The sequence below is a fragment of the Myxacorys sp. genome (assembly GCF_059501405.1).
Genome location: NZ_JCACCM010000172.1, coordinates 1 through 21,684 on the forward strand (window position 1 = coordinate 1; position 21,684 = coordinate 21,684).

The 21,684-nt window shown below is 47.9% G+C and carries 24 protein-coding genes; 8 read left to right on the top strand and 16 right to left on the bottom strand.

The features are described 5' to 3' along the window. Nucleotides 1-1,719, bottom strand: a 1,719-nt coding sequence (locus AC5I6P_RS24200; protein WP_495696328.1) for an NACHT domain-containing protein, incomplete at its 3' end; no start/stop codon positions are given. Nucleotides 1,720-1,842: 123 nt separating this feature from the next. Here AC5I6P_RS24200 and AC5I6P_RS24205 point away from each other — a divergent pair. Further along, a complete protein-coding gene (locus AC5I6P_RS24205) occupies nt 1,843-2,337 on the top strand; it encodes a hypothetical protein (RefSeq protein ID WP_495696329.1) in 495 nt (164 codons plus the stop codon). Between the two features lie 103 nt (nt 2,338-2,440). Here the strand turns inward: AC5I6P_RS24205 and AC5I6P_RS24210 are convergent, their stop codons facing one another. The 6 genes from AC5I6P_RS24210 to AC5I6P_RS24235 form a co-directional block, all read right to left on the bottom strand. Next, nucleotides 2,441-2,650 (bottom strand): hypothetical protein, encoded by a 210-nt coding sequence (locus AC5I6P_RS24210; RefSeq protein ID WP_495696330.1) that lies wholly within the window; start codon nt 2,648-2,650, stop codon nt 2,441-2,443. 41 nt (nt 2,651-2,691) lie between these two features. Beyond that, nucleotides 2,692-3,282 (bottom strand): rhomboid family intramembrane serine protease, encoded by a 591-nt coding sequence (locus AC5I6P_RS24215; RefSeq protein ID WP_495696331.1) that lies wholly within the window; start codon nt 3,280-3,282, stop codon nt 2,692-2,694. A gap of 61 nt (nt 3,283-3,343) precedes the next feature. After that, nucleotides 3,344-4,735, bottom strand: coding sequence for a dihydrolipoyl dehydrogenase family protein (locus AC5I6P_RS24220; protein ID WP_495696332.1), 1,392 nt, complete (start codon nt 4,733-4,735; stop codon nt 3,344-3,346). Nucleotides 4,736-4,786: 51 nt separating this feature from the next. After that, nucleotides 4,787-5,860 (bottom strand): threonine-phosphate decarboxylase CobD, encoded by a 1,074-nt coding sequence (gene cobD / locus AC5I6P_RS24225; protein WP_495696333.1) that lies wholly within the window; start codon nt 5,858-5,860, stop codon nt 4,787-4,789. A gap of 21 nt (nt 5,861-5,881) precedes the next feature. Beyond that, a complete protein-coding gene (locus AC5I6P_RS24230) occupies nt 5,882-6,163 on the bottom strand; it encodes an HU family DNA-binding protein (RefSeq protein WP_495696334.1) in 282 nt (93 codons plus the stop codon). A gap of 594 nt (nt 6,164-6,757) precedes the next feature. Next, the gene (locus tag AC5I6P_RS24235) at nt 6,758-8,383 is read right to left on the bottom strand and encodes a DUF6930 domain-containing protein (protein ID WP_495696335.1); all 1,626 of its coding nucleotides are present in this window, start codon (nt 8,381-8,383) and stop codon (nt 6,758-6,760) included. 261 nt (nt 8,384-8,644) lie between these two features. Between AC5I6P_RS24235 and AC5I6P_RS24240 the strand changes: the two genes are divergently transcribed. From AC5I6P_RS24240 to AC5I6P_RS24255, 4 genes are all read left to right on the top strand, one after another. After that, nucleotides 8,645-9,013, top strand: a complete 369-nt coding sequence (locus AC5I6P_RS24240) for a HesB/IscA family protein (RefSeq protein WP_495696336.1) — start codon at nt 8,645-8,647, stop codon at nt 9,011-9,013. A 91-nt stretch (nt 9,014-9,104) separates the two neighbouring features. Further along, on the top strand, nt 9,105-9,527 hold the full coding sequence (locus AC5I6P_RS24245) for a tetratricopeptide repeat protein (protein ID WP_495696337.1): 423 nt from the start codon (nt 9,105-9,107) through the stop codon (nt 9,525-9,527). A gap of 468 nt (nt 9,528-9,995) precedes the next feature. Continuing rightward, a complete protein-coding gene (locus AC5I6P_RS24250; RefSeq protein WP_495696338.1) occupies nt 9,996-10,208 on the top strand; it encodes a hypothetical protein in 213 nt (70 codons plus the stop codon). Nucleotides 10,209-10,330: 122 nt separating this feature from the next. Continuing rightward, nucleotides 10,331-10,576 carry a DUF8620 family protein gene (locus tag AC5I6P_RS24255; RefSeq protein WP_495696339.1) on the top strand — a complete coding sequence of 82 codons (246 nt, stop codon included), beginning with the start codon at nt 10,331-10,333 and terminating at the stop codon, nt 10,574-10,576. 51 nt (nt 10,577-10,627) lie between these two features. Here AC5I6P_RS24255 and thyD read toward each other — a convergent pair whose 3' ends face one another. Then, the gene (gene thyD / locus AC5I6P_RS24260; protein ID WP_495696340.1) at nt 10,628-11,548 is read right to left on the bottom strand and encodes a thylakoid membrane protein ThyD; all 921 of its coding nucleotides are present in this window, start codon (nt 11,546-11,548) and stop codon (nt 10,628-10,630) included. A 214-nt stretch (nt 11,549-11,762) separates the two neighbouring features. Here thyD and AC5I6P_RS24265 point away from each other — a divergent pair, with 214 nt between their 5' ends. Beyond that, nucleotides 11,763-12,989 (top strand): UvrD-helicase domain-containing protein, encoded by a 1,227-nt coding sequence (locus AC5I6P_RS24265; RefSeq protein WP_495696341.1) that lies wholly within the window; start codon nt 11,763-11,765, stop codon nt 12,987-12,989. Here the strand turns inward: AC5I6P_RS24265 and AC5I6P_RS24270 are convergent. From AC5I6P_RS24270 to AC5I6P_RS24280, 3 genes are all read right to left on the bottom strand, one after another. Then, nucleotides 12,986-14,215 (bottom strand): DUF445 domain-containing protein, encoded by a 1,230-nt coding sequence (locus tag AC5I6P_RS24270; protein ID WP_495696342.1) that lies wholly within the window; start codon nt 14,213-14,215, stop codon nt 12,986-12,988. The two genes, AC5I6P_RS24265 and AC5I6P_RS24270, sit on opposite strands and share 4 nt — an antisense overlap. 101 nt (nt 14,216-14,316) lie before the next feature. Then, nucleotides 14,317-15,012 (bottom strand): bifunctional demethylmenaquinone methyltransferase/2-methoxy-6-polyprenyl-1,4-benzoquinol methylase UbiE, encoded by a 696-nt coding sequence (ubiE, locus tag AC5I6P_RS24275; protein ID WP_495696343.1) that lies wholly within the window; start codon nt 15,010-15,012, stop codon nt 14,317-14,319. Nucleotides 15,013-15,236: 224 nt separating this feature from the next. Then, on the bottom strand, nt 15,237-16,199 hold the full coding sequence (locus AC5I6P_RS24280; protein WP_495696344.1) for a response regulator: 963 nt from the start codon (nt 16,197-16,199) through the stop codon (nt 15,237-15,239). 754 nt (nt 16,200-16,953) lie between these two features. Here AC5I6P_RS24280 and AC5I6P_RS24285 point away from each other — a divergent pair. After that, nucleotides 16,954-17,295: a DUF6972 family protein gene (locus AC5I6P_RS24285; protein WP_495696345.1), complete on the top strand. Its 342-nt coding sequence runs from the start codon at nt 16,954-16,956 to the stop codon at nt 17,293-17,295. A 31-nt stretch (nt 17,296-17,326) separates the two neighbouring features. Next, a complete protein-coding gene (locus AC5I6P_RS24290) occupies nt 17,327-17,509 on the top strand; it encodes a hypothetical protein (RefSeq protein WP_495696346.1) in 183 nt (60 codons plus the stop codon). Between the two features lie 270 nt (nt 17,510-17,779). Here AC5I6P_RS24290 and AC5I6P_RS24295 read toward each other — a convergent pair whose 3' ends face one another. The 5 genes from AC5I6P_RS24295 to AC5I6P_RS24315 all read right to left on the bottom strand — a co-directional run bounded on the left by AC5I6P_RS24295 (nt 17,780) and on the right by AC5I6P_RS24315 (nt 21,641). Next, nucleotides 17,780-18,133, bottom strand: a complete 354-nt coding sequence (locus AC5I6P_RS24295; protein WP_495696347.1) for a ribulose bisphosphate carboxylase small subunit — start codon at nt 18,131-18,133, stop codon at nt 17,780-17,782. 48 nt (nt 18,134-18,181) lie between these two features. Continuing rightward, a complete protein-coding gene (gene rcbX, locus AC5I6P_RS24300; protein WP_495696348.1) occupies nt 18,182-18,583 on the bottom strand; it encodes a RuBisCO chaperone RbcX in 402 nt (133 codons plus the stop codon). A 100-nt stretch (nt 18,584-18,683) separates the two neighbouring features. After that, entirely contained in the window at nt 18,684-20,114 is a 1,431-nt protein-coding gene (locus tag AC5I6P_RS24305) for a form I ribulose bisphosphate carboxylase large subunit (RefSeq protein ID WP_495696349.1), read from the bottom strand. 509 nt (nt 20,115-20,623) lie between these two features. Continuing rightward, complete coding sequence (locus tag AC5I6P_RS24310) at nt 20,624-21,025, bottom strand: ExbD/TolR family protein (RefSeq protein ID WP_495696350.1); 402 nt, start codon at nt 21,023-21,025, stop codon at nt 20,624-20,626. Continuing rightward, on the bottom strand, nt 21,012-21,641 hold the full coding sequence (locus AC5I6P_RS24315) for a MotA/TolQ/ExbB proton channel family protein (protein ID WP_495696351.1): 630 nt from the start codon (nt 21,639-21,641) through the stop codon (nt 21,012-21,014). Before AC5I6P_RS24315 ends, AC5I6P_RS24310 begins: the two co-directional genes overlap by 14 nt. Nucleotides 21,642-21,684: the final 43 nt, after the last annotated feature.

The window sequence follows — 21,684 nt, forward strand, 5'->3', positions numbered from 1 at the left end:
TTCGCTGCCTACCTTGCCTAACGCCTCTGCCGCCCTCCTACGCACATAGAAATCGGAATGTTCCACGAGTTGCAGTAATGCAGAAATTGCCTGTTCGCTGCCTACCTTGCCTAACGCCTCTGCCGCCCTCCTACGCACATAGAAATCGAAATCTTCCACGAGTTGCAGTAATGCAGGAATTGCCTGTTCGCTGCCTATCATGCCTAACGCCTCTGCCGCACTCCTACGCTTATTGGAATCGGAATCTTCCACGAGTTGCAGCAAGCTCTCAATGCTACAGTCCGATCGCGTCTCTCCCAGAAGCTTAACCTTTAACCAAGTCGTCACGTTCAAAGCATTGATTAGTCCGACAGTCTGCCCCTGAAACTCCCGCTTCACTTCTCCCGCTAGTCTTGCTCCCAATCTCCAATCTACCTCCACCGCCAGCTTCACAACTCGAACCGTCTGCGTCTCATCCTCTACTAATGCCAACATCAACGCCACAGGCTCTGTCCACTTCAGATAATTTAAAAAATCCTGCTTTAGTAACTCATCCTCTAGCCCAGCAACTCCATTCAGCAAAGACTCCGCCGCGTAATATTCCTGAATCAATTGATGCCGAAACTCTAGCTCCTCAGGATTCGTTCCTGCCTGAACCAAATGATGCTTCTGCAAATCCCGCAGGCACTTCCGCGCAAAATCTTCTGCATACGCCACTTTCCCATTCAGGAATTGAGCGATCGCTCTCACCGCCTCTTCCTTTGCGATCGCAACCCGAATCTCCGTCGGCTTTTCCCCCTGCATCATCACCCACGCCAACTGTTGCAGCACAGGCTTCCACCAATCGCGATCGCCCTCAATCCGCACATCTTCTTTCAAATACCGCTCATAGCCCTGGGTAAACTCCCGAAACACCAATCCCAAATTCTCTGGAATCGTGCCCGTCTGCTGAAACAATTCACACAGCATCCACAACAACAACGGTGTTTGTCCAAACTCTCGCAATCGCTCTTTCAATTGCCGCAGCATCTGTTCTGCTTGCTCTGGCGACAAATACGCTCGAACAAACGCTTGCATCTGCGCTTCCGTAAGCGGCTGCATTTCTAACTTCTTTTCAATGCCGAGATCTCCCCCAAGACTCAAATCTCGCGTGGTGAAGATCATCGGCAGTTTGGGACGATTGCGGCGAAACGCTGAAAGCTGCGATCGCGCTTCCTCCGACGGCAATTCATTCACCCCATCGAAGAGAATTAGAGATCGAGACAATACCGCTTCAAATTGGTCAGCCGATAGCCCGTGACGAGCCAACGAATTGAGAATTAATTGTTCGATCGAGCTTTGCCAGTAGCGCAATTCCACCAGTACTGGAATTCGCCAGTCTTCCTCCCCTCTCCCAAGCTTGGGAGAGGGGCTGGGGGTGAGGGCTGCCTCCGCCTCTTCCAGCATCAACCGTGCCAACGCCGTAGACTTTCCCGAACCCGGTCGCCCAACGAGCAAAACGTGCTGGTCTGCATACTGACGAATCCCTTCGAGAACTGGGAATCGTTCAACCTTTTCTTCGTTCCGCTGTTCTCGCTCCTCCCGCTTCACCGTCTGCACTATCAAGCCAAAATCAAACGGCGCAGACTGTTTTGCTCTAATCTTCTCTCTGCCCTGCGCGTCGGTCAGCGTGTAGAGTTCCGACCACTTTTCATAAGTCGCCGCGATCGACTGAAGATAGGGCTGAAACTGAGAAGACATCGATCGGGCAATGGTAGAACGTGCTTGTTCCCCATACTATGCGATCGTAGGGTGTCTGACCCCCTCGACGATGCACCAGCAACAAGGCTATCTAAGTAAAGAACACCATTCTATGTAATATATATGACATTAAATCGAGTCAGTGCCACTTTAAGCCCAGAAGATCGCCAAGCCGTCATGGGCGCGATCGACACGATCAAACAAGCCATGCCATTCCTGGTACATTTGAGCGCAGAAGAACGCAAAGCCTCGCCGAAAGTTGGCGATCGTAGCCGAGGCTTTATGCTCAATTGCTTAACTGCCGCACAGCAACATTCGGATTGTCTACCGCGATCGTTTGATGTGCAAGAAATGTACAAAGATGTGAAGTTGATAGAGGAACTCTATCCAGTACTAATTGCACTCACTGAACTCCAAAGCTTGGTCGATGACACTTTTTTTGCTGCCCAAGGTGAGGCGTATACAGCCGCTCTGAAGGTTTACGACGCCGTTAAAGCTCATGACGATCTGCCAGGGATGAAGATTGTTGTAGAGCAACTCAAGCAGCAGTTTGCCCGTCGTAATAAGAAAGATACGGCGGAATCCAATTCAGAATCTATCCCTGTTGAGGCTTCTTGATCACTCGCGATCGGAAAACCTTCCTCTAAACTGGTTCAATCTATTGGGTGACACAACGTTTCTATCTCAAGATAGGAACGTTTCTTTTTAGCGAAGCAACGGTTCATCGACGCAATAGAATGTACCCATCAGCAACAAGCATGATTTCATCGACAAAACAGAACGATGCATCAGTGTGAAGCAACTGTCCATCGACACAAAGCAACTGTCCATTGATATCAAGCAACTGTCCATCGACACGAAGCAACTGTCCATCGACGCCAAGCAACTGTCCATCGACGCCAAGCAACCGTTCATCGTGACCAAGGAGCAATGCTTTAGGAAGAAAGAAACTTTCTATTCGTATAACAATTTTCAGTTCAAAATCTTCTCAAACCACTGGGTTAACTGGGGCAGATAGCGAGCCGTAAGAACACCACTCATAAACCCAAACAAGTGCCCCTGCCAAGATATTCCACGTCGCGTGGGCAAAAGGCCCCAAATTAGCGGGCCATAGAGCAGAACAACAATCAGTGAAATTGCCGCCGACAACAGATCTTGTTCAAAATAGCTCCGCGACAGCAGAAACCCAAAGTAGCCAAAAACAACTCCACTCGCGCCTACATGTAGCGTATTGCGTCCGGCAAACAGCCAAACTCCTAACCCACTCAACACCCAAGGAACAGCAGTCGCGATCGCAAACTCCTCAATGCCTCTAACGATCACAAACCAACCCAAGACCACAAACGGAACCGTATTCGCTGTTAAATGGTTCCAAGTGCCATGCAGTAACGGTGCAAACAAAATTCCGCGCAGCCCAGTTTGGCTCCGGGGACGAATCCCTAGAAGATTTAAGCGATTTTGCAGCAGCAGTTGATCAAAAATCTCTAGTCCCCACATCAGAGCGATGAGGCTGCCGAGAATTTTGGCTTGGGTTTGAAAGTCGTTGGTAAGAATAGGCTGCATTCAGAGGATCTCGTTATCTCAAGCGTTGTTAGACTAATTCTCGCTCTGTAGTGAGTCAATTTCACTTGGAAATGGAGCGTCGCCACGCTAAAAAGCTTGCCACACTGTCTTGTAGAAACGTATTGCGTTGAGATCGATGCTCTTTCCAATCGGTGGCTAATTGACCAATCATCTCGGATAGAGTAGGCGAGGGAAATGCCGTTTGAAGCTGTTGGAGTTTGATCTTGTGTTGAATTGCGATCGCAAGAGCACTCAAACTTTCGCCCGCGTCTAACCCAACAATATGCGCGCCTAAAATTTGCCCATTGCGACGCACAATCAGTTTACATAACCCTGTTGTTTTCCCTCTAAGCTGCGGCTTCAGTAGCGTTGTAAAAGATCGGCGTAAGACGACAACATCTTTACCATAATTCTGAATCGCCTGTGATTCCGTCAATCCTATCCAAGCGATTTCTGGATCAGTTGACGCGATTTTAGCGGCTTCACTATATCTAGCGTTGTGTCTCGGAAAGAATAAAGCATTTTTGACCGCGATCGCAGCTTCATACTTCGCGACGGCTGCCTCGAAACTGCCGCAATAGTAAACGCGAGGATTATTGGTTTGCAACCTTGCATTGGTTTTCATGGGCAATCGCACATCCATCGCTTCTAAGTTCAGCGTTGCTAGTTCTGATTCCCAACCCATTGCCAGCAGAATTTCATCTGTTTCTATTGTTTGATTGCCAATTTGAATTATCTTTTTACCATCCGCTGTTCTAATCTGCATAATTTTGCCGCTCAGAATCCGTACCCCTTCTGTTTCTAACGTAGCTTGTAGAAGGAACGCGACCTCCGGCTCGGCATTCGGAATAATCTGAGGCTGATTCACAACCAGCGTAACTTCAGTTCCCAATCGAGCATAGGTTTGAGCGAGTTCAGCACCCGTCGAAGAATGACTGACGATCGCTAACGATTTTGGCAAGTGGGTGATCGGAGACTCGGACGTGAGGTAATCGAGCGTTTGTAAACCGTCAATCTCAGGAATTCTGGGGCGATGACGAGTCGCGATCAAGAAAGCGCGCGATCGCAGCACTCGACCATTCACCACAAATCCAGACTGCGGCTTGCGGCAAAATTCACCCGACTGTTCAATAAACTCGACCCCGATACTGGCAAGAATCGTTGGCGAATAGAGTTCTTGTTGATCCTGCGCGATCGCATCGATCCACCCATTGACCTCAGCCCACGAGAGCGAACTCGTCTTGATCGGATCAGCATAGACCCGCAAGGCATTCATTCGCTCAATAGAATCAAAGGTATTTCCCAGCGTTGAAAGGGCAGAATGACGGCTGAATTGAGGTTGGCAACCTTGCTGCACTAAAGCAACTCGTGCCCGTGACTGTGCAGCTTGCAATGCAGCATGAAACCCTGCGATCGTATTTCCAATAATCACCAAATCATAATCAACAGACATAGTATTATTCGTAACTTATCGCTTTGCCAGCTTAGTACATCGCTTAGTGCATCAGTGTAATACACTCGCTAAAGCATCCAAGAGAAGATTATTCTCTTCAGGTAACCGGACGGCCACCCGAAAATAGCGATCGCCGAGTTCAGGAAAACTTAAACAATCGCGAATTAAAATTTGATGGCGCTTCAGTAATTCTTGCTGAAGCGTCGAGACTGAGCAGTTCGATTTCACTAGAAAATAGTTAACGGCACTGGGAAGAGGCGACAGTTCTGAAATTCGCGAAAGCCCATCAAATAATTGCTTCTGAGCGCTCTTCAACCAATCAAACGTCTGTTTCTGAAACGCTGTATCTTGTACGCAAGCTTCGGCTGCCGCTGCCGCAAACGTATTGACCGACCACGGATCGCGGCGTTGTTGCCACGCTTTGAGCCGCTCCGGATGGGCGATCGCATAGCCAAACCGCAATCCTGGCAAACTGTAGAACTTCGTGAGCGATCGCAAAATAACTAAATTGGGATAGTTCTGCACCTCATTGACCAAGCTATCTAGCTCGTTGGGCAGAAAATCCATAAACGCTTCATCGATAACAACTAACTCAAACCGCTCTAGCAGGGGCAGGACTGCCGCTCTCCTGAACAGTTGACCCGTTGGGTTATGAGGATTGTTTAGAAGCAGCCCAGAGCGATGAAATACGGGGTCAAGGTGTGACAGTCCTTGTTCCCCTAGCTCAACAGCAAGCGGGCATCGCACAACCTTTGCATCAAAGGCATTCAATGCCCGAAAGTAATCTCCAAAAGCAGGCGTTACCAGAGTTGTGGCCTCTAGCGCTGCCAAATCCCAAGCTGCCCATGTGAGCAACTCTGCGGACCCATTTCCTGGCAGAATCCAGTCTGGCGACACCTGATGAAGTTGCGCTAAGCGCGATCGTACCTGCCGATACTCTGGGTCTGGATAGTCCCGAATCGTTGAGAGATGGTCTTGAATCGCCGAAACCGCCGATTGCGGTGGACCCAAGGGATTGATACTGGCAGAAAAATCAAGAATTGCCGAAGGAGAGCAGTCAGCGATCGATGCTGCCCACTGTAAGTTTCCTCCATGCACGGGTTGAGCCAAGTGATTTTCTGCCAATACGCGAACTTGAACAATAGATTAGGCTTCAGGAGCAACCTTTTCCTTAAACAGCTTTCCTGCCGAAAATGCGGGAACGCGAGTCGCCGGAATTTCCATTTTGTCGCCAGTTTTGGGGTTGCGTCCTTCCCGTGCTTTGCGCTCACGGGACTCAAACGAGCCGAAGCCTACCAGCGTTACTTTATCACCCGTCGAAACCGCTTCAACAATCGTCTCGATCGCGGCGGTTAAAACGGCATCAGCTTGCTTCTTAGTCACACTTGCTTTGTCTGCAACTGCATCAACGAGTTCACCTTTGTTCATACTAATTTCCTCAGAATGACGGATGGTTTAGTTATTTGTCTCAGGTTGAGACAGAAGTAAGAAAAATCAAGGTAAGTCAAGAGGATCGGCTGGGATCGGCTTGAATGCTCATTTTCTCGATTTTTCAATGACCTATTCTATAGGTTGTTGCAGGAATGTGAACCCCTGAAACCGTTAATTTATATGGATCTCGGAATTTTTTCTCAATTCTTTCAAAAAATACTGAGTATTAATGCTTAAAAAATCAGTTTTCCTGATCAGATCTCACGGTTTCTTAAGCTTCTAGCAATGATCCCTCGCGATCGCAATCTGATTATTTTGAGCGGTGCGATCGCTATTGCTTCGTCTCATCTAAGACCAAATCACACAACGCAAGACTCGAACCGCTCACGCAGCATACACGGATATAGATGCAAAAGTTAATATTTAGCTAACACATCGCGTATCTGAAAGCGCACGTCACAGCACTGCTCAAAACGATGAATTGAGATATCTTGCTGGTGTAAACTAGGCAAACAGCCCGCCCGTTCCTTCAGAACTTGCAGCGTTGGTGCAATTCGCAATTACTTGACCGTCCTAGCCCATCGCGAGCCATCATCTCAGCCCATCCACCGCAAGCTTCCGTTCCAAAGTTCCGAGTCCCAACTCGTCTGAAGAGATTGCCTCAACCTCAAACAGTGCCATCATATCTTTAAGGTTTGGATTGCCTCGACTGGCGCCCGTCAATCCCTTCGCAATGACCAAACCGCAATAGCCTTTCGTTTTCTTGCAGCGCTGCTCCCACTTCTTGCGGGCCTGAACGTGGGTTGGATCGTCTTCTCCAAACTCACCAAACAGATGAAGTTCTCCGTTTTGGGTTTGAAACAGTCCCAAATCGTAGTGATCGCCCATAAACGGATCGGCACCCGGATTAAAACAAATCCCTCGAATACCGCCTGCCGCCGCAATGGTTTCAATCATCGATTTTGCTTTTGGGCGCGACGTTTGAATCAAAATTACGGGCAAGCCTTCTCCCGCTTCCGCTGGTTCACCCGGCTGGTAATGATCAAGCTGCGATCGCATCCGTTCCACCATCTCCCAGGGAATCACACCCAGACTGAGAAACGCATTCTCCGGCACTAAGTCGTCGCGAATCACAGGCATGTCGATCTCATCGTCCGCCTCATCCACCAGGCTAAACAGTTCGTCTGCCACATCTGGCAGGGTCGATACTTTGATAGAAACAGACGCTCCCTCAGCAGAAATCTTGTAGCGGCTAGAAATTGCAGGAAAGTTGTCGCCTTCGAGTTTGCGGCGATGCTGTTTAAGGAAGCGATGCATCGCTTCTAAAATCGTGGAAAATGCGATCGCTTCTTCGTCGTAGAGAAACGAGCGAATGCCTTCTAGCGGATGCAAGTTGCCAAACACAGGCTTTAGCTCTGGCTCAGCAAACTCAGCTAACTCAAAGTCTTGATCAAATTCCTCGTCATCTCCTTCCGTTTCATAGGTCAAAAACAAACAGTCCTGTCCTAAAAACGCTTCCTCCATATGTTCAATGGAGTCTTGCGACAACACCCGCTCCCGAAACTGCCGCAGCGAATCGAGCGATCGATACAGCAACACGCCGTATTCCATGCCCAACATGCCCATCACAGAGGCATACACCGATTTCAAATCCCACCGATTGACTTCAAGCTCTAAAATTTGATGGTCGGCTAACAATTCCCAAGGCGCATCATTCCAAAGTTGCTCAGCCCGTTCTAGCAGTTCCTCTGCATGTTCGGGCGGCAGCGACGGTGGACGGCTATTCGAGGTTTCTTGAAAGCCTCGAAAGATTTCGTCAATCAGCGGCAAATCGGGAACGTAATCTAACGTAATGTCTAGATCTTGAAGAACGCCGCGCAAATAAAATAGGGTTTCGCGATCGCGCACCACAATCTTTTGCGGTCTAGCAGGCTTTGCCGGATTGTGAGGATGCTCCATTGCCCGGAGCAGAGTCCGGACGATCGCTTCGTGCCCCGTTTCCAGCGGTACAACATCCATCGATCGCACCATGCCCTGCGACCCATCTACCCAGAGAATGCACTCTCCATCTGCTGGGGGCTTTGCCAAAGTTGGATCGCTCCAAGGAGTATCTGTCGCTGAGTCTTGCGAGAACGATCGCCGATCACCCTCCCACACGCTTTGAATTTGAGGTAGCTCCAGCAATCGCCGACGAGTAGAAGGATTAAGACCATTCATAACCAAGTGAGTGAACCGAGAACGCAACTTTCACACGAATCGTAGCTTTCATCTTAGTCGGATAACGTCATTCCGACACTGGATGTCTAATTTATTTGCATCGAAGTGCTGCTACCAGCATAGACATTTGAGAGCGGGTGCGCTTAGCAAAGATTTGGAGACGCAAGCAGGGGTTCATTTTTGCGAAAGAATCGATAGAATAGTAATTTAGATAGCAAGCATCAATTTTGATCGGCTTATTATAAGGAGCGATCGCGCAAGATGACACAAGCAACACAGTCTCAACCAAATCAATCTCAACGCGGCATTCTGATGAGCGAAACTGCCGTTCAGCAAGTCAAGATGCTGCGCGACCAGCAGGGCAAGGATCTCTGTTTGCGTGTTGGTGTGCGAGGCGGCGGCTGCTCTGGCATGTCCTACACGATGGATTTTGAAGAGCCGAGCAATATCCGTCCTGATGATGAAGTTTATGATTACGATGGCTTCAAGGTGATCTGCGATCCAAAGAGCCTACTTTATTTGTACGGCTTGATGCTGGATTACAGCAATGCCTTGATTGGCGGTGGCTTTCAGTTTACCAATCCCAACGCAAATCAAACCTGCGGTTGCGGCAAGTCCTTTTCTGCGTAACTGAAAACCTGTCATCATACAGTGTGAGTCATTCGTCCTTAGTGGCGAATGATTTTTTGTTTAACGTGTTGTTTAACCGCTTAGCCTGATCATGACTCAAACTGTTGAAGCCTTATTCGATGAGGGACTAGAACGCTACAAAGCTGGAGAAGACCCGGAAGTACTGATTCCTATGTTTAAGGAAATTTGCGATCGCTCCCGCAAAACGAGTGCCGCTTGGACGTGCCTCGCGTGGCTCTACCTTTTAACTGATAAACCGACGCCTGCATTGACGGCGGCACAGAAAGCCGTCAAGATCAATCCTCAAGATCCTCAAGCCCGCGTGAACTTGGTGCTGGCGATGTTAGAGCTATCAAAATCCGGCGTTCGACCTCACATTGAAATCACGCAACAACTGACAATGGCAGTGCCCGAGCTGAAAGAAGAAGTCATGCAGAATATTGAGGATGGACTCGCCCGCAAGCCAAACTGGAAAAGCTTAGAGCGGGTAAAAGCATGGGTGGCAGAATTCTGATCTTTGCTTCAAATTTATTCACACTGTCTAGGGTCAGCACTTTTCGGCTGGCTCTTTTTTAGTGAACCCAATAGCGATCCCCAAACTTACTATTACATCTGATTTATAGCAATTTTCTTAACTACCGTGAAGTTAAATTTGGGGAGTTTTCGCCTTATTTAAGAACCAGAATGATTTATACATTGTAACACGATCAAACATAAGTTAATGGAATTCTTAGAAACAGGATGATAGTATCTAGAAATCAAAGGAATTCATTCCATTGATCACAGTCTTTCAGTTAGCAACAGATCGGATTTAGAAGGGCTTTCTGCTTTAAGAAAGGCACTTCCGAGTAATGCTAACAAACCCAAGCTGAGCTTTTCAGATCCTTCTGGAGCGGGTTTAACTAATAGTTATGATGCTAAATCATAACAGTCGCTCCACCCGACTACTTGAATTTTAACCTAGCTTAAGGAGCATTTGGCAATGGAAACTCAATATGTAGGTGTTAGAGCAGGTACACGGAATCACAAGGGCTACTTTGTGCAACATGCGTCGGGCTACAAGTTGGTCGAAATTGCTGAGTCAGGCTGGGCGGTGATTTGTCTTAGCGATGCGGTTTGCCACTATGTTGATCCTGCAAATTTGCAAATGTCTCATAAGAAAGATTCTGCTCCATTTGAATTTGAAGAACTTTAAGCTTCTGCTGTTCTCAATATCGGCATTTAATCACCATTTAATAATCATACGGCTGCCCTGACACGTCAGAGGTAGCCCTCTTTTTTGGTAACGTGAACAGAGGTACTGTTACGCTGTCATCTATGAAAGAACAATTCTTTAAGTGGTTAAATCTAGCGCTGATGCTGGATCTATTCTTTGTGTTATTTAGCTTTGTTTGGCTTGCGATCGCGGTTATTGGTCACACTGCAAACGTCTCTCTCGGCTTAAATCTCTGGTACAAACTCTGGGAACCCGTCATGCAACCCGCCCTCGGCATTTTGATGGCAGGCGCACTCATAAGCGGCATCAGCAGTTGGGTTGCAAAGCGGTTCAGTCCAGATAGCTAAACTTGAAGTTACACGCGATCGTGTTTCCAGAGTCTGCTCAACTGAAGCGATTTAGCTCAGAATATTCTCTAGCGCTTGCCGAATCGTTGGATATTGATACTCGAATCCACTCGCTAACGTTCGTTTTGGCAAAACTTCTTGACCTTCTAGCACAACTTTTGCACCATCACCTAATAGCGCCTCTAACGCAATACTTGGAACTGGCAACCACGATGGACGATTCATTACTTCACCTAACACCGTCGTCATCTCTGCCATGCGAACCGGCTTCGGAGCCGTCGCATTGTAAACTCCTTCCATGTCTGAGTGCGTTAGCGCTCTTAGAATTAAATTCACCACATCCTCCCGGTGAATCCAAGCAAACCACTGCCTTCCACTCCCAATTGGGCCGCCTGCAAACAATTTAAACGGCGTCAACAACTTACCCAACGCGCCGCCCATCCCTAAGATAATTCCAAACCGCAAAATCACGAGTCGCGTGCCGCTTTCCTTGACCTTACTGGCTTCTGCTTCCCACGCCTGACACACTTCTGCCAAAAAATCATTGCCCGATGGACTCGTTTCATCAAAGGTGGCCGTTTCGCTCGTGCCGTAGAAGCCGATCGCCGATGCATTGACCAAAACAGACGGCTTCGAGTTCACTTTAGCAATCGCTTCTACAACTTTCTGAGTTGTGATCTTTCGACTATCCATCAAGGATTGTTTTCGCTCTGGCGTCCAGCGTTGCTCGGCGATCGCTTCTCCTGCCAAATTCACAACCCCGTCACAGCCTGCGATCTCATCTTGCCAACTCCCCGACTCCATTGGGTTGTACGCCACAATCTCAACATTGGAATAGGTCGATTTGGGAAACACTTTTTCTGCACTCGATGCACTGCGCGTCAAAACAACAGTGGAATGTCCCTCTGACTGCAATCGTTCCACCAATCGTGTGCCAACAAAACCCGTTGCCCCTGTCACTGCGACTTTCATGAATTGAGCCTGAAAACGCTAGATCTCACTTTAAACCAGATTTGGAGCAGACCGATAAGAGATTTTGAGTCTACATCCGTTATCACATCTGGGCAGTGGTGTAGACCTGTTAATCAGCTTCGATGCCCGTGAGAAGCCTTTGCCTCAGTCCTGTTTAGTGTTCGCCTATAGTTTCGTCTGGGTACTCTTCGACCAGATGAAATGGAGTACGGTTATGCAATGGATCGACTTTCAGCAAACGGTGAAGCAACGGTTGATCCACACACACCCAAACGATGAGCAAACCAAAGCAAAGAACTTCAACATGAAAGGACACTCTCTTATTCGGGGTGTCGCCGGGTCAGGGAAGTCGCTCGTTCTAAAAGATCGCGTTGAAAAGATTGTTGAAGACAATTATGAATCGGTCTTAGTGCTGTCCTACAACCGCTTCATGAAAGGATGGATCGAAGCTCAATTGACTCACAAGGGCGTCAAAGCTGAATGCTGCACCTTCCATCAGTGGGCGCATCGACTGAGGTACAGCTATAACTTTGACCAGAATGAAACATCAAGGCAGAAGATCATCAAGCTGGCTGAACAGTCTAAGCTGAAATATCAAGCCATTCTGATTGATGAAGCACAAGACTTTTACGATGAGTGGTTTGGGGCGGTACTGAAGGTTTTGGATTCGCAAACCAATTCTCTATTTTTCGTTTACGACAATACGCAATCGGTTTACGGGCAAGCGCATCGTAGAAAAAGCGGCTGGAGTTGGGCAAAGTTAGGAATTGAAGTCGTTGGGCGATCGCAGGTCTTTGACCTTAACTACAGAAATTCACCGGAAATTCTAGAACTGGCATGGTGGTTTATTCAACCTGCGCTAGATGAAGCGGGAATGAAGACAGCGCAGCGCGAAAATAGTCCAACGATCGACAAAATTATTGAACCGAAGAAAAAACTTTCCAGAAGTTCAGGCGTTTTTCCACTGCTGTTGCACATCAATCGCGAACACATCGCAACGGAAATTGCAGCACAAGTACAAATGGCGTTAACAACGCATTCTGAATCGTCGATCGCAATCCTGGTTCCTCCCACTCATACCTCTGCAAAATCGCTGAAATCTGCTATCAGCAAAGCGCTACAGAACCTTGGAATCAACCATCATGCGCCCCTAAAATCGGGAGAACGGATGACCCACATCGTTCATCGTCCCTTTGTGATTGTTGATTCTTGGAATGCGGTTAAAGGAGTAGAGTTTGATGCGGTAATTTTAGTTAGAATTGATAGAACAATTGATAGAACAGAAGAACTTGACGATCGCGACTTTGAAGAAAAAGCGGGACTTTACACCGCAATGACTCGTGCTAGAGACCATCTAGTTCTGTTGTATGAGGAGAAGACTGCGATCGTAGAGCAGGTCGAAGCCGCCCTCAGCGCACCGCCCCAACTAAAAGAAGCTTAACGCAATAGAAGGACGCCCGATTGGAGAATACCAATCACAAACCCTAAAATACCGCCCAACGTCACGATCGCTTGCAGTTCACTCCTCACAATGCCGTTGATCGCGGTTTCTAAATCAGCCGCAGAAGTCGCTTTGACGCGATCGGTAATCACCTGGTCAATATTGAGAATTGGGATTGCCTCCGCCACAATTTTTTCTAGATCTTTCTCTAAGTAACGCTCTAAGATTAACGCCAACTCTTGACTCACGACTCCTAGCGACTCGTTAACCGCTTCAGACGTTTGTAGACGACTCAAAACAACTGAAGCAACGTTCTGCCAATCCACAGAGCCGCTTAAGCCCTGAAGCACATCAGAGCCTTTATCTTGCAAATAGGTGCGGACACTATCTCGCATCGTCTTGCGCAGTTGTCGAACCGTTGAAACCGGAAGATTTTGCAACGACAGGTTTTGCATCCATTCCTTTAAACGCTGTTTCACGCCGAGCGAAAAAATCAATTCTGCCAGAACCGAATTGCACGCTTCTTTTTCATCTAGACAAAACGCCCGCAACCGAACCAGTGAATTACGAATGCCGAACAGGTTGGCAACCACCCAATAGGTGCCACTTGTTTTTTCCCGGAAGCCTTCGTCAATCACCTGGATATTGCGATCGGTGAGGAAATCAATCAAGGTTTGCCGCAGCACATCGGGCGGAACCACCGTCTGGAGCATCCATTCTGCCAACTTTCCAGCTTGGTCATCGGTCAGTTGAAATTCCAGAATGATTTGATCAAAAATGTGGTTTAGCTGATCTTCCAGAAAGTCTTCTCGCCGCGCCAACACCTTTAACAGCCGAGGCAGAGATTGACCAAACAAATCTCGCAGAATATTCGCCAAAATTTTTGCCGTTTTCTGCTCTTTATCTGCTTCAAGTTGATCGAGCGACAGCCGCAGCAACCACAGCAACGCGGCTTGAACTCGATCGGTTTGCAGTAACCGCCTTGCTAAATTCTGCAATTCTTCTGGCGTCAGCAGCGACCCCATGATCGTGTCAGAGATACGCTTCGCCAATCGCTCTTGATTGCGCGGAATTAGGCCCGGTGTAAACGGAAGCCGCTGCTTGCCAATGTAAAGTGCCCGATAAGGGCGAAACAGCATTTTGATGGCAATATCGTTGGTGAAATAGCCAATAATGCCACCCACAATAGGAGGAGCCGCAAGGAGCCAAACTGTCGAGAGATCCACAGGCGTAGAGAGGGATGAGGGATGAAGGATGAGGGATGAAAGGGCGTTAAGCGGGATATCAAATTCAATTCCTACTGAATTCTTGATTCATCCCTCATCCCTCATTCCTTCTGAATAACTAACACTCCCATCGTACCGCCCGCGATCGCATAGTGTGTTGCCCTTGAAAAACCTGCTTGATACGCGAGTTCAATCTGCTCAGAGCCAATCGGAAACTTATCGAGACTAGGCGCAATGTAGGCGTACTCTTCCGTAAAGTCAAAGCGTTGCGCCATTGGAACGACAACTTCGTCAAGATACCACTCCTGAAAAACCCGAACCCAAGCGTTTTCAGGACGATGCATATCGAGAATGGCCGCTTTTCCACCCGATTTGAGGACGCGATGAATTTCCTTGAGGCTGCGGGGAATATCGGTGACGTTGCGTAGCCCGTAGCCCATCGTGGCACAGTCAAATAGACCATCCGCAAAGGGGAGATCTAAAACATCGGCTTCGACCCAGTGAATCGGAGGTTTGAGGCAACGACGTTCGCTGCGATCGCGGGCCACTTGAAGTTGCGCCGCCGAAAAATCAGCTCCATACACCTGCCCCGTTCTGCCGACCTTCTCTGTCAGCAGTTGGGCAATATCACCACTTCCACAGCACAAATCTAAACACGTATCTCTCAGCTTCGCCCCACTCCATTTGACCGTCATCCGTTTCCAAATGCGGTGCTGACCAAAGCTCAGCGAGTTGTTCAGTTGATCATAAACGGGTGCAATGCGATTAAAAAGAGCTTGAACTTTATCAGCCGTCATTAGTTAAAATCTCGGTTTGAGAGGCAATACATTGGACGAGATCCCTCTAAAATTCTAGGTTTTGAAGGGTTCGTTTGGGACATGCCGAACCAAGATTTAGAAGACAGGCATCACGGTAGCAACATTTGTAACGGATGTAGCGGATGTAGCGGATGGAATTATGGTCAAATTCCATCCGCTACATCCGCTATCACGGCTGATCAGTTTTTTATAGAAGTCCTACTTTAGACTTGAGCCATAACCCGCTTAGACTGAGTGCAAATGAGTGCTAGCGCCACTTGTTGCGCCGCTAAATGCAGCAGAAATAGCTCATCTTCCCGGAAAACACATGGCTGTTGCCATTGCAGAGATAAAATTGCAAGAACTTTGCCGCAATAGGTAATGGGAACGATGAGATGTGCCTGAGTACCAGAATTGCTGTAGTGCGACACTTCAGACAACGCCGTATCGGCCGGGACATTGACGGAAACCTGCATTTTCTTAGAGGCGATCGCGTCTTTCACCATCGGATCACGTTCTAGCCAATTTTCAAGTTCTCCCTCCTGGCTGTAGCTGCCGTAGGTCGATACCAGTCCACCGTTTTCAACTAATTGCAGAAGACTACCATCTGCCGAGAAGCTTTTGCCAAAGGCTGTTGCCATCAATTCAAGGCTGTTGTCTACAGTGGTCACTTCTTGAGCAATCTGAATGAGTGTAGAAAGTAAAGCCGTTTGCGACTGCGATCGCCGCAACTCTTCGGTGCGCTGCTTCAGCAAATCGTAGGTTTCGGCAGCGCGTTGAACCACCGCTTTCAACTCGTTCGGGTCCCACGGTTTGGTAATGTATTTATACACCTGTCCAGAATTAATCGCTTCAACGAGATCCTCAACGTCGGTAAATCCGGTCAAAATAATCCGCATCGTGTCAGGAAACTGTGGAACCGTCCGACTGAGAAATTCGGTTCCTTTCATTTCAGGCATTCGCTGATCGGAGATAATCACGGCAACTTCGCCTTCGGTTGCCAGTAGTTCCAATGCCCGAACGCCGCTTTCTGCTTTGAGGACGTGAAAATCACGTCGAAACGTCCGGTAAAGTAGGTCTAAGTTATCCGGCTCGTCGTCTACGACAAGCATTTTGGTTTTTTTAGGACGTTCTAGGCTCATTAGCTGACGGGTAACACTGTCAAGTTCTGGAATGCTGTATTCCATATTATTTGCTCCTTGGCAAAGCGGGAGAACGGTTAACGCGATCCTGTGGAGCGTCGCCAGGGCGAGTCGTACATCCAGCAGAACCTTTGTGCAGCGGATCACTATTCTCTAGTCTTGCCACTTCACCAGAATTTGTAACAGTTCGGGTGTTTTGGAATGTGCGATCGCAAATGCCTCACCTCCCATCTGCGATCTCGCCCAAACATGAGCTTATCTTTTGTTTTGAGTCATTTAATAATATGAAATCCTTACAGTATAATTAATAAGAAAATATTTAACTTACACAGTGATGAATTTCAAAAGTCCTAGACCCCAATCTAACATTGGAAAAGTTATAGCTGTTATGAAGCAAGATCCAGAAAGGCACTACAGTGACTCAGAGGTTTCGCAGATAGCAGGAGTACCTAAAGTAACCGTTTCTAATGCGTTCCGTGCGAAATACATTTGTCGAGACTCCCATGGAAAGTATTACTTAAGTGATGCAGTCGCATCAAGACGCGATTATATAGAAACGGTTGAACCGGTTGATGTAGTGTCTGAAGATGAGTTAATTAGGAAAGCTATACAGAGAAAAATCGACTATCATCTACAGCAAATAGAGCGATTAAAGGAGTTACTTAATTAAATGATTTAATGATATAATAAGCAGATGGGCGCAATTACTTTGCACATAAGCCGCGACTGATAAAACTTTCAGTCATTCTTATGTTTGATTCAGCCTATTTACTTAAAAGAATTATATTAAAAATTTAATATGAGTGGAATTATTAATCGTGAAATTTTTCTTGACCTTAGACATTCTGCGAAACACTTACCCGATACTGCTCCAGTGCGGCGGCTATTGAGACGAGGCAGATCTGCTCATGTATTCAATGACGAAGCAACTCAATTCATCGTTACTCAAGCGATTATCGATAGGGGAGAATGGACAGGTGTCGTTCGGAGATATGAGCGTTATGGTCTGCTCTTTACCGAGTCGATTGGTAATCGAATTGATCCGGACGGTTCAACGGTTTCTCTATTCTACGGTGAGGTCAAAATAGATGCAAAAAACCGATATCACGTCATTCCCCGTACCCGACCCAGCCAAGAATGAGTGGCAGTTTGCTGAGGTTTGGATTGAGCCGATGCTGTCCCCGCCCTACATTCTCCTACTACTAGGGGATGAGTCGGGTCGTTGCCGCGTTTTTGATCCTGCTCAAAATTATGCGATGATCTTTGATAGTTCTAGCTACGACGAAGCGCAACATTGGCTGTTAGAAGATGAATATGAACCGATTGAAGGACGGCTTTCCGCCTCTCAGTTGTAATCAGTTGTCATCGCAGAAGTAGTGTTTAATCTATTTGCTCATATGATCACGCCTACATCGCATTTCAGATAGAAAGGCCAACTTCTTTTTTATCTGAAATGCGATGTAGGGAACAGAAGTATTGCACTGTGAGAGTATTTGATGCTTGAATTTTACGATGCTTCAGACAGGCAAGGGGAGGAAAATGATTTTCCTCCCCTTGTTTTAATATTAAGCTACGATCGCACAAAATTTTGTAAAGCGATCATCACAGCCTATTAAGTCCGCTGATTAATAACGGTAGCCGCTACCACTGTTCTTAGCACCGGGCTTATGAACAATAAAGCTCATCACTTGACATTGCTTGATGTTGTCAAATGCCACAACGCGAATGTAAGAGCCACCGTACTCAGAACGGCACTGTTGCACTTCATTCAACACTTCTTGAGGAGAAGTCGCGTTAAACAACGGCAGCTTCCACATCGTCCAGTAATACTCTTGAGGAGTCGGAGCTTCTGAAAACTCAATACAGGGGAAGTAGCCCTGATCAAGCGTGTACTGAATCTGCCGCGCAATTTGAGCATCAGTCAGAGCAGGCAAATAAGAAAACGTTTCGTAACGCTGCTCAATCGGTAAAGTTCTCATGGATTCCCTCAGGCGTGAAGTAAATAAAGTCTTAGTAACAGATCAAGGTCAGGTCGCCTCAGGCTCCTCCGAGGCTGTCTCGGATGGTTCCGCAGGCGCATCACCACTCAAGTCAACTTGCGTCATCCGCTCCAACTGCTGTTTGCGCTGCTCCATGTTTGCCTGCTGCATACCGCTCTGCAACAGTTCTGGCAAATAATCCGCAATCTCGCTCGCTAAATGTTCTCTCACCGTCAAGATTCTAAACGCCAGATCTGGCTTTTCCAAAAAAAGGCGTCTCAAGAACTGCTCTCCATCTTGAATGCTTTCCCGCGCGGAAAACTGATGAAGCCAGTACGCTCGTTTTGGTTCAGTTTCATCTAGCTGCTCTAGAACAACTCGCACAGCCCGATAGGTCAGATAGCTGATCAGCGTCTTGGTCGTATCTTTCGCAATTTGCTTGAGATCCATAGGGGAGGGATGAATTAGGAGAGATGAGGGATGAAGTTCAAGAATATCAGTTCCGCCTTCGTTGCACAGCGTTGCCGCAGGCGTCCCTCATCTCGGTTCATCAGATCGTATCTTGTGCCTCGAACTCGAACTTGATTTCCTTCCACAGTTCGCAAGCAGCAGCAAGTTCAGGAGACCAACGGCACGCTTCACGGATGATGTCTCCGCCTTCACGCATCAGGTCGCGACCTTCATTACGTCCTTGAACGCACGCTTCGAGCGCTACACGGTTTGCCGTTGCACCAGGCGCGTTACCCCAGGGGTGACCCAGCGTACCACCACCAAACTGAAGCACCGACTCATCGCCAAAGATTTCTACAAGAGCAGGCATGTGCCACACGTGAATACCACCAGACGCAACCGCCATCACACCCGGCATCGATGCCCAGTCTTGGGTGAAATAGACACCGCGTGAACGATCTTGCTCAATGTAGTTTTCCCGCAGCAAGTCGATGAAACCGAGGGTAACCGCTTTGTCTCCTTCAAGCTTACCGACAACGGTTCCGGTGTGGATGTGGTCTCCACCAGACATCCGCAGGCACTTCGCCAACACGCGGAAGTGAATACCGTGATTCTTCTGACGGTCAATCACGGCGTGCATAGCGCGGTGAATGTGCAGCAACACTCCGTTGTCGCGGCACCAGTGTGCCAGCGAGGTGTTGGCGGTGAAACCACCCGTCAAGAAGTCGTGCATGATGATCGGCATTTCGAGTTCTTTCGCGAACTCAGCCCGCTTCATCATCTCTTCGCAGGTTCCAGCCGTTACGTTGAGGTAGTGACCTTTAACTTCGCCGGTTTGGGCTTGGGCTTTGTGAATTGCGTCAGCTACAAACAAGAAGCGATCGCGCCACCGTTGGAAGGGCTGAGAGTTGATGTTCTCGTCGTCTTTGGTGAAGTCCAAACCACCGCGCAGACACTCATACACGGCGCGACCATAGTTCTTTGCAGACAAACCAAGCTTCGGCTTAATCGTACAGCCCAACATCGGACGGCCGTACTTGTTCAATTTGTCGCGCTCAACCTGGATACCATGAGGAGGCCCTTGGAAGGTCTTCAAGTAAGCAACCGGAATGCGCAGATCTTCTAGACGCAACGCTTTCAGCGCTTTGAAACCGAATACGTTACCCACCAAGGAGGTCAGCAAGTTGGTGACCGACCCTTCCTCAAATAGATCGAGGGGATAAGCGATGTAGGCGATGAACTGATTGTCTTCGCCGGGAACAGGCTCGATATCGTAGCAACGTCCCTTGTAGCGATCGAGGTCGGTCAGCAAGTCTGTCCAAACCGTTGTCCAAGTTCCGGTAGACGATTCAGCCGCCACAGCTGCACCTGCTTCTTCAGGGGGAACGCCAGGCTGAGGAGTAACGCGGAACGCCGCCAAAACGTCCGTATCTTTGGGCGTGTAGTCCGGTGTGTAGTAGGTCAGCTTATAATCCTGTACCCCGGCTTTATACCCAGTTTTCGACTGAGTGCTAGTTTGAGCGTAAGACATTATGTCCCTTCCTGTAAAAATTAGTTCAAGACCTTACCAAGCAAACATCACCAGAGTGACCAGGCATTAACCTGCTCTTTACCCTTTGGCGACAAGACGTTGCGTATAGTCACTAGGAATCAGTTTGCCATCGTAGCGATCCCTAGGCGGGAATCGATTTCTTCAATTGCGTCCTGATTCGGTGTTTAGGCGCGGACTTTTCAGAATCATATCAGGATCTCGTTTCGGTTCAATTCAAACATTCTGTAGCGATTGATAACGGGAGCTAATCGATCCCCAAGTTTTGAAAAGTTTTATTGCGGTCGCTTTCGTTTAATTAAATCTGTAGAACATTGAAATGTTTTAAAGCTACGCAAAGTTCGATTGCCAAGTCCTGTTAGCACCATTCTTCAGAACCTGGAGCTTCAGCCAATCGCAAATTTTATTTCTGCTCAAAATTTTAGATACTCAAATGTATGCGTCTCGTCTGCATACTCCAGCGATCGCGCCTCTAGAGAACCGCACCCACATCACGGCTGCTCAGTTGCAATTCCCAGCCTGATATTAGGGATGGTTCGTAGCTGATCCATCACTGTAATTACCCGCCCATGGTTCACCCGCTCATCGGCATTGATAATTACAACAGCTTGACGGTTTCTACTTAGTAATGCGCGGACTCGATCGCTTAGAGTATCGAGTTTAACGGCCTGCTTATCTAACGCTAAATTGCCCTTTTGATCGAGACTAACTACAATTTGCGCTGTATTCTGAGATTGAGCAGTCGCCGCTTTGGGTAACGAAACAGGAAGACCCTGCGATCGCGTCAAATATAACGTAGACAGAATGAAAAACGTCAGCAATGCGAAGACCACATCAATCATCGGCGCGAGATAGATTTGAGGGGGCAGATCGGGTTCTTCAGGAAGACGCATAAGGCACTCCATCTCCGCGGCGACGGTACAGCAATTCTAACTGTCCACCGTATTCCTGAATTCGAGCAATTTGTCGGATGTACAACCCTCGAAAGGTATTTGCAAACATTAAAGTAAAAATTGCTACGACCAATCCTGCTGCTGTTGAAGTCAGAGCTTCGCTAATGCCACCCGTCACGCCCTGAGCATTGGTTCCGCTCACATCACCGAGTTGCAGAGACGCGAACGAAGTGATTAATCCTAGAATCGTTCCCAGCAGTCCTAGTAAGGGTGCAAGGCTGATAATCGTGTCAAAGACCGTATTAAATCGTTTAAGTAGAGGAATTTCGGCTTGAGCTGCACTTTCTAGAGCTAGACGAAATTCTTCGGGAGTCGCGTACTCTAGCTCCAGAGCCGCTATAAAAATTCGCGCAATTGGCAAATCTGTATTCTGCTCCAACAGGGCAAATGCTCCCTTTGGACTACGTTTGTATAGGGCAAGAACTTCTCGGACAAAGCGATCGCCGCGCTTTCCGATTCTCACCCAAAACGCAATTCGTTCAATAATCAGCGCTACCGCTAGAATCGAAAACCCAAGCAAGGGCAGCAACCAAATGCTAGTAATGATCCAATTCATAGAGGGCTATAGAGTAGGTCATTGACAACCAACAATTATCAAT

What these genes read in the sequence shown, in the direction of transcription:
- ubiE (WP_495696343.1), bottom strand. Translation starts at nt 15,012, where the DNA reads ATGACGGCTGATAAAGTTCAAGCTCTTTTTAATCGCATTGCACCCGTT.
- AC5I6P_RS24255 (WP_495696339.1), top strand. Translation starts at nt 10,331, where the DNA reads ATGAAAGAACAATTCTTTAAGTGGTTAAATCTAGCGCTGATGCTGGAT.
- AC5I6P_RS24305 (WP_495696349.1), bottom strand. Translation starts at nt 20,114, where the DNA reads ATGTCTTACGCTCAAACTAGCACTCAGTCGAAAACTGGGTATAAAGCC.
- AC5I6P_RS24240 (WP_495696336.1), top strand. Translation starts at nt 8,645, where the DNA reads ATGACACAAGCAACACAGTCTCAACCAAATCAATCTCAACGCGGCATT.
- AC5I6P_RS24280 (WP_495696344.1), bottom strand. Translation starts at nt 16,199, where the DNA reads ATGGAATACAGCATTCCAGAACTTGACAGTGTTACCCGTCAGCTAATG.
- AC5I6P_RS24245 (WP_495696337.1), top strand. Translation starts at nt 9,105, where the DNA reads ATGACTCAAACTGTTGAAGCCTTATTCGATGAGGGACTAGAACGCTAC.
- AC5I6P_RS24235 (WP_495696335.1), bottom strand. Translation starts at nt 8,383, where the DNA reads ATGAATGGTCTTAATCCTTCTACTCGTCGGCGATTGCTGGAGCTACCT.
- AC5I6P_RS24230 (WP_495696334.1), bottom strand. Translation starts at nt 6,163, where the DNA reads ATGAACAAAGGTGAACTCGTTGATGCAGTTGCAGACAAAGCAAGTGTG.
- rcbX (WP_495696348.1), bottom strand. Translation starts at nt 18,583, where the DNA reads ATGGATCTCAAGCAAATTGCGAAAGATACGACCAAGACGCTGATCAGC.
- AC5I6P_RS24215 (WP_495696331.1), bottom strand. Translation starts at nt 3,282, where the DNA reads ATGCAGCCTATTCTTACCAACGACTTTCAAACCCAAGCCAAAATTCTC.
- AC5I6P_RS24250 (WP_495696338.1), top strand. Translation starts at nt 9,996, where the DNA reads ATGGAAACTCAATATGTAGGTGTTAGAGCAGGTACACGGAATCACAAG.
- AC5I6P_RS24285 (WP_495696345.1), top strand. Translation starts at nt 16,954, where the DNA reads ATGAGTGGAATTATTAATCGTGAAATTTTTCTTGACCTTAGACATTCT.
- AC5I6P_RS24315 (WP_495696351.1), bottom strand. Translation starts at nt 21,641, where the DNA reads ATGAATTGGATCATTACTAGCATTTGGTTGCTGCCCTTGCTTGGGTTT.
- AC5I6P_RS24295 (WP_495696347.1), bottom strand. Translation starts at nt 18,133, where the DNA reads ATGAGAACTTTACCGATTGAGCAGCGTTACGAAACGTTTTCTTATTTG.
- AC5I6P_RS24290 (WP_495696346.1), top strand. Translation starts at nt 17,327, where the DNA reads ATGCTGTCCCCGCCCTACATTCTCCTACTACTAGGGGATGAGTCGGGT.
- AC5I6P_RS24310 (WP_495696350.1), bottom strand. Translation starts at nt 21,025, where the DNA reads ATGCGTCTTCCTGAAGAACCCGATCTGCCCCCTCAAATCTATCTCGCG.
- AC5I6P_RS24205 (WP_495696329.1), top strand. Translation starts at nt 1,843, where the DNA reads ATGACATTAAATCGAGTCAGTGCCACTTTAAGCCCAGAAGATCGCCAA.
- AC5I6P_RS24265 (WP_495696341.1), top strand. Translation starts at nt 11,763, where the DNA reads ATGCAATGGATCGACTTTCAGCAAACGGTGAAGCAACGGTTGATCCAC.
- thyD (WP_495696340.1), bottom strand. Translation starts at nt 11,548, where the DNA reads ATGAAAGTCGCAGTGACAGGGGCAACGGGTTTTGTTGGCACACGATTG.
- AC5I6P_RS24220 (WP_495696332.1), bottom strand. Translation starts at nt 4,735, where the DNA reads ATGTCTGTTGATTATGATTTGGTGATTATTGGAAATACGATCGCAGGG.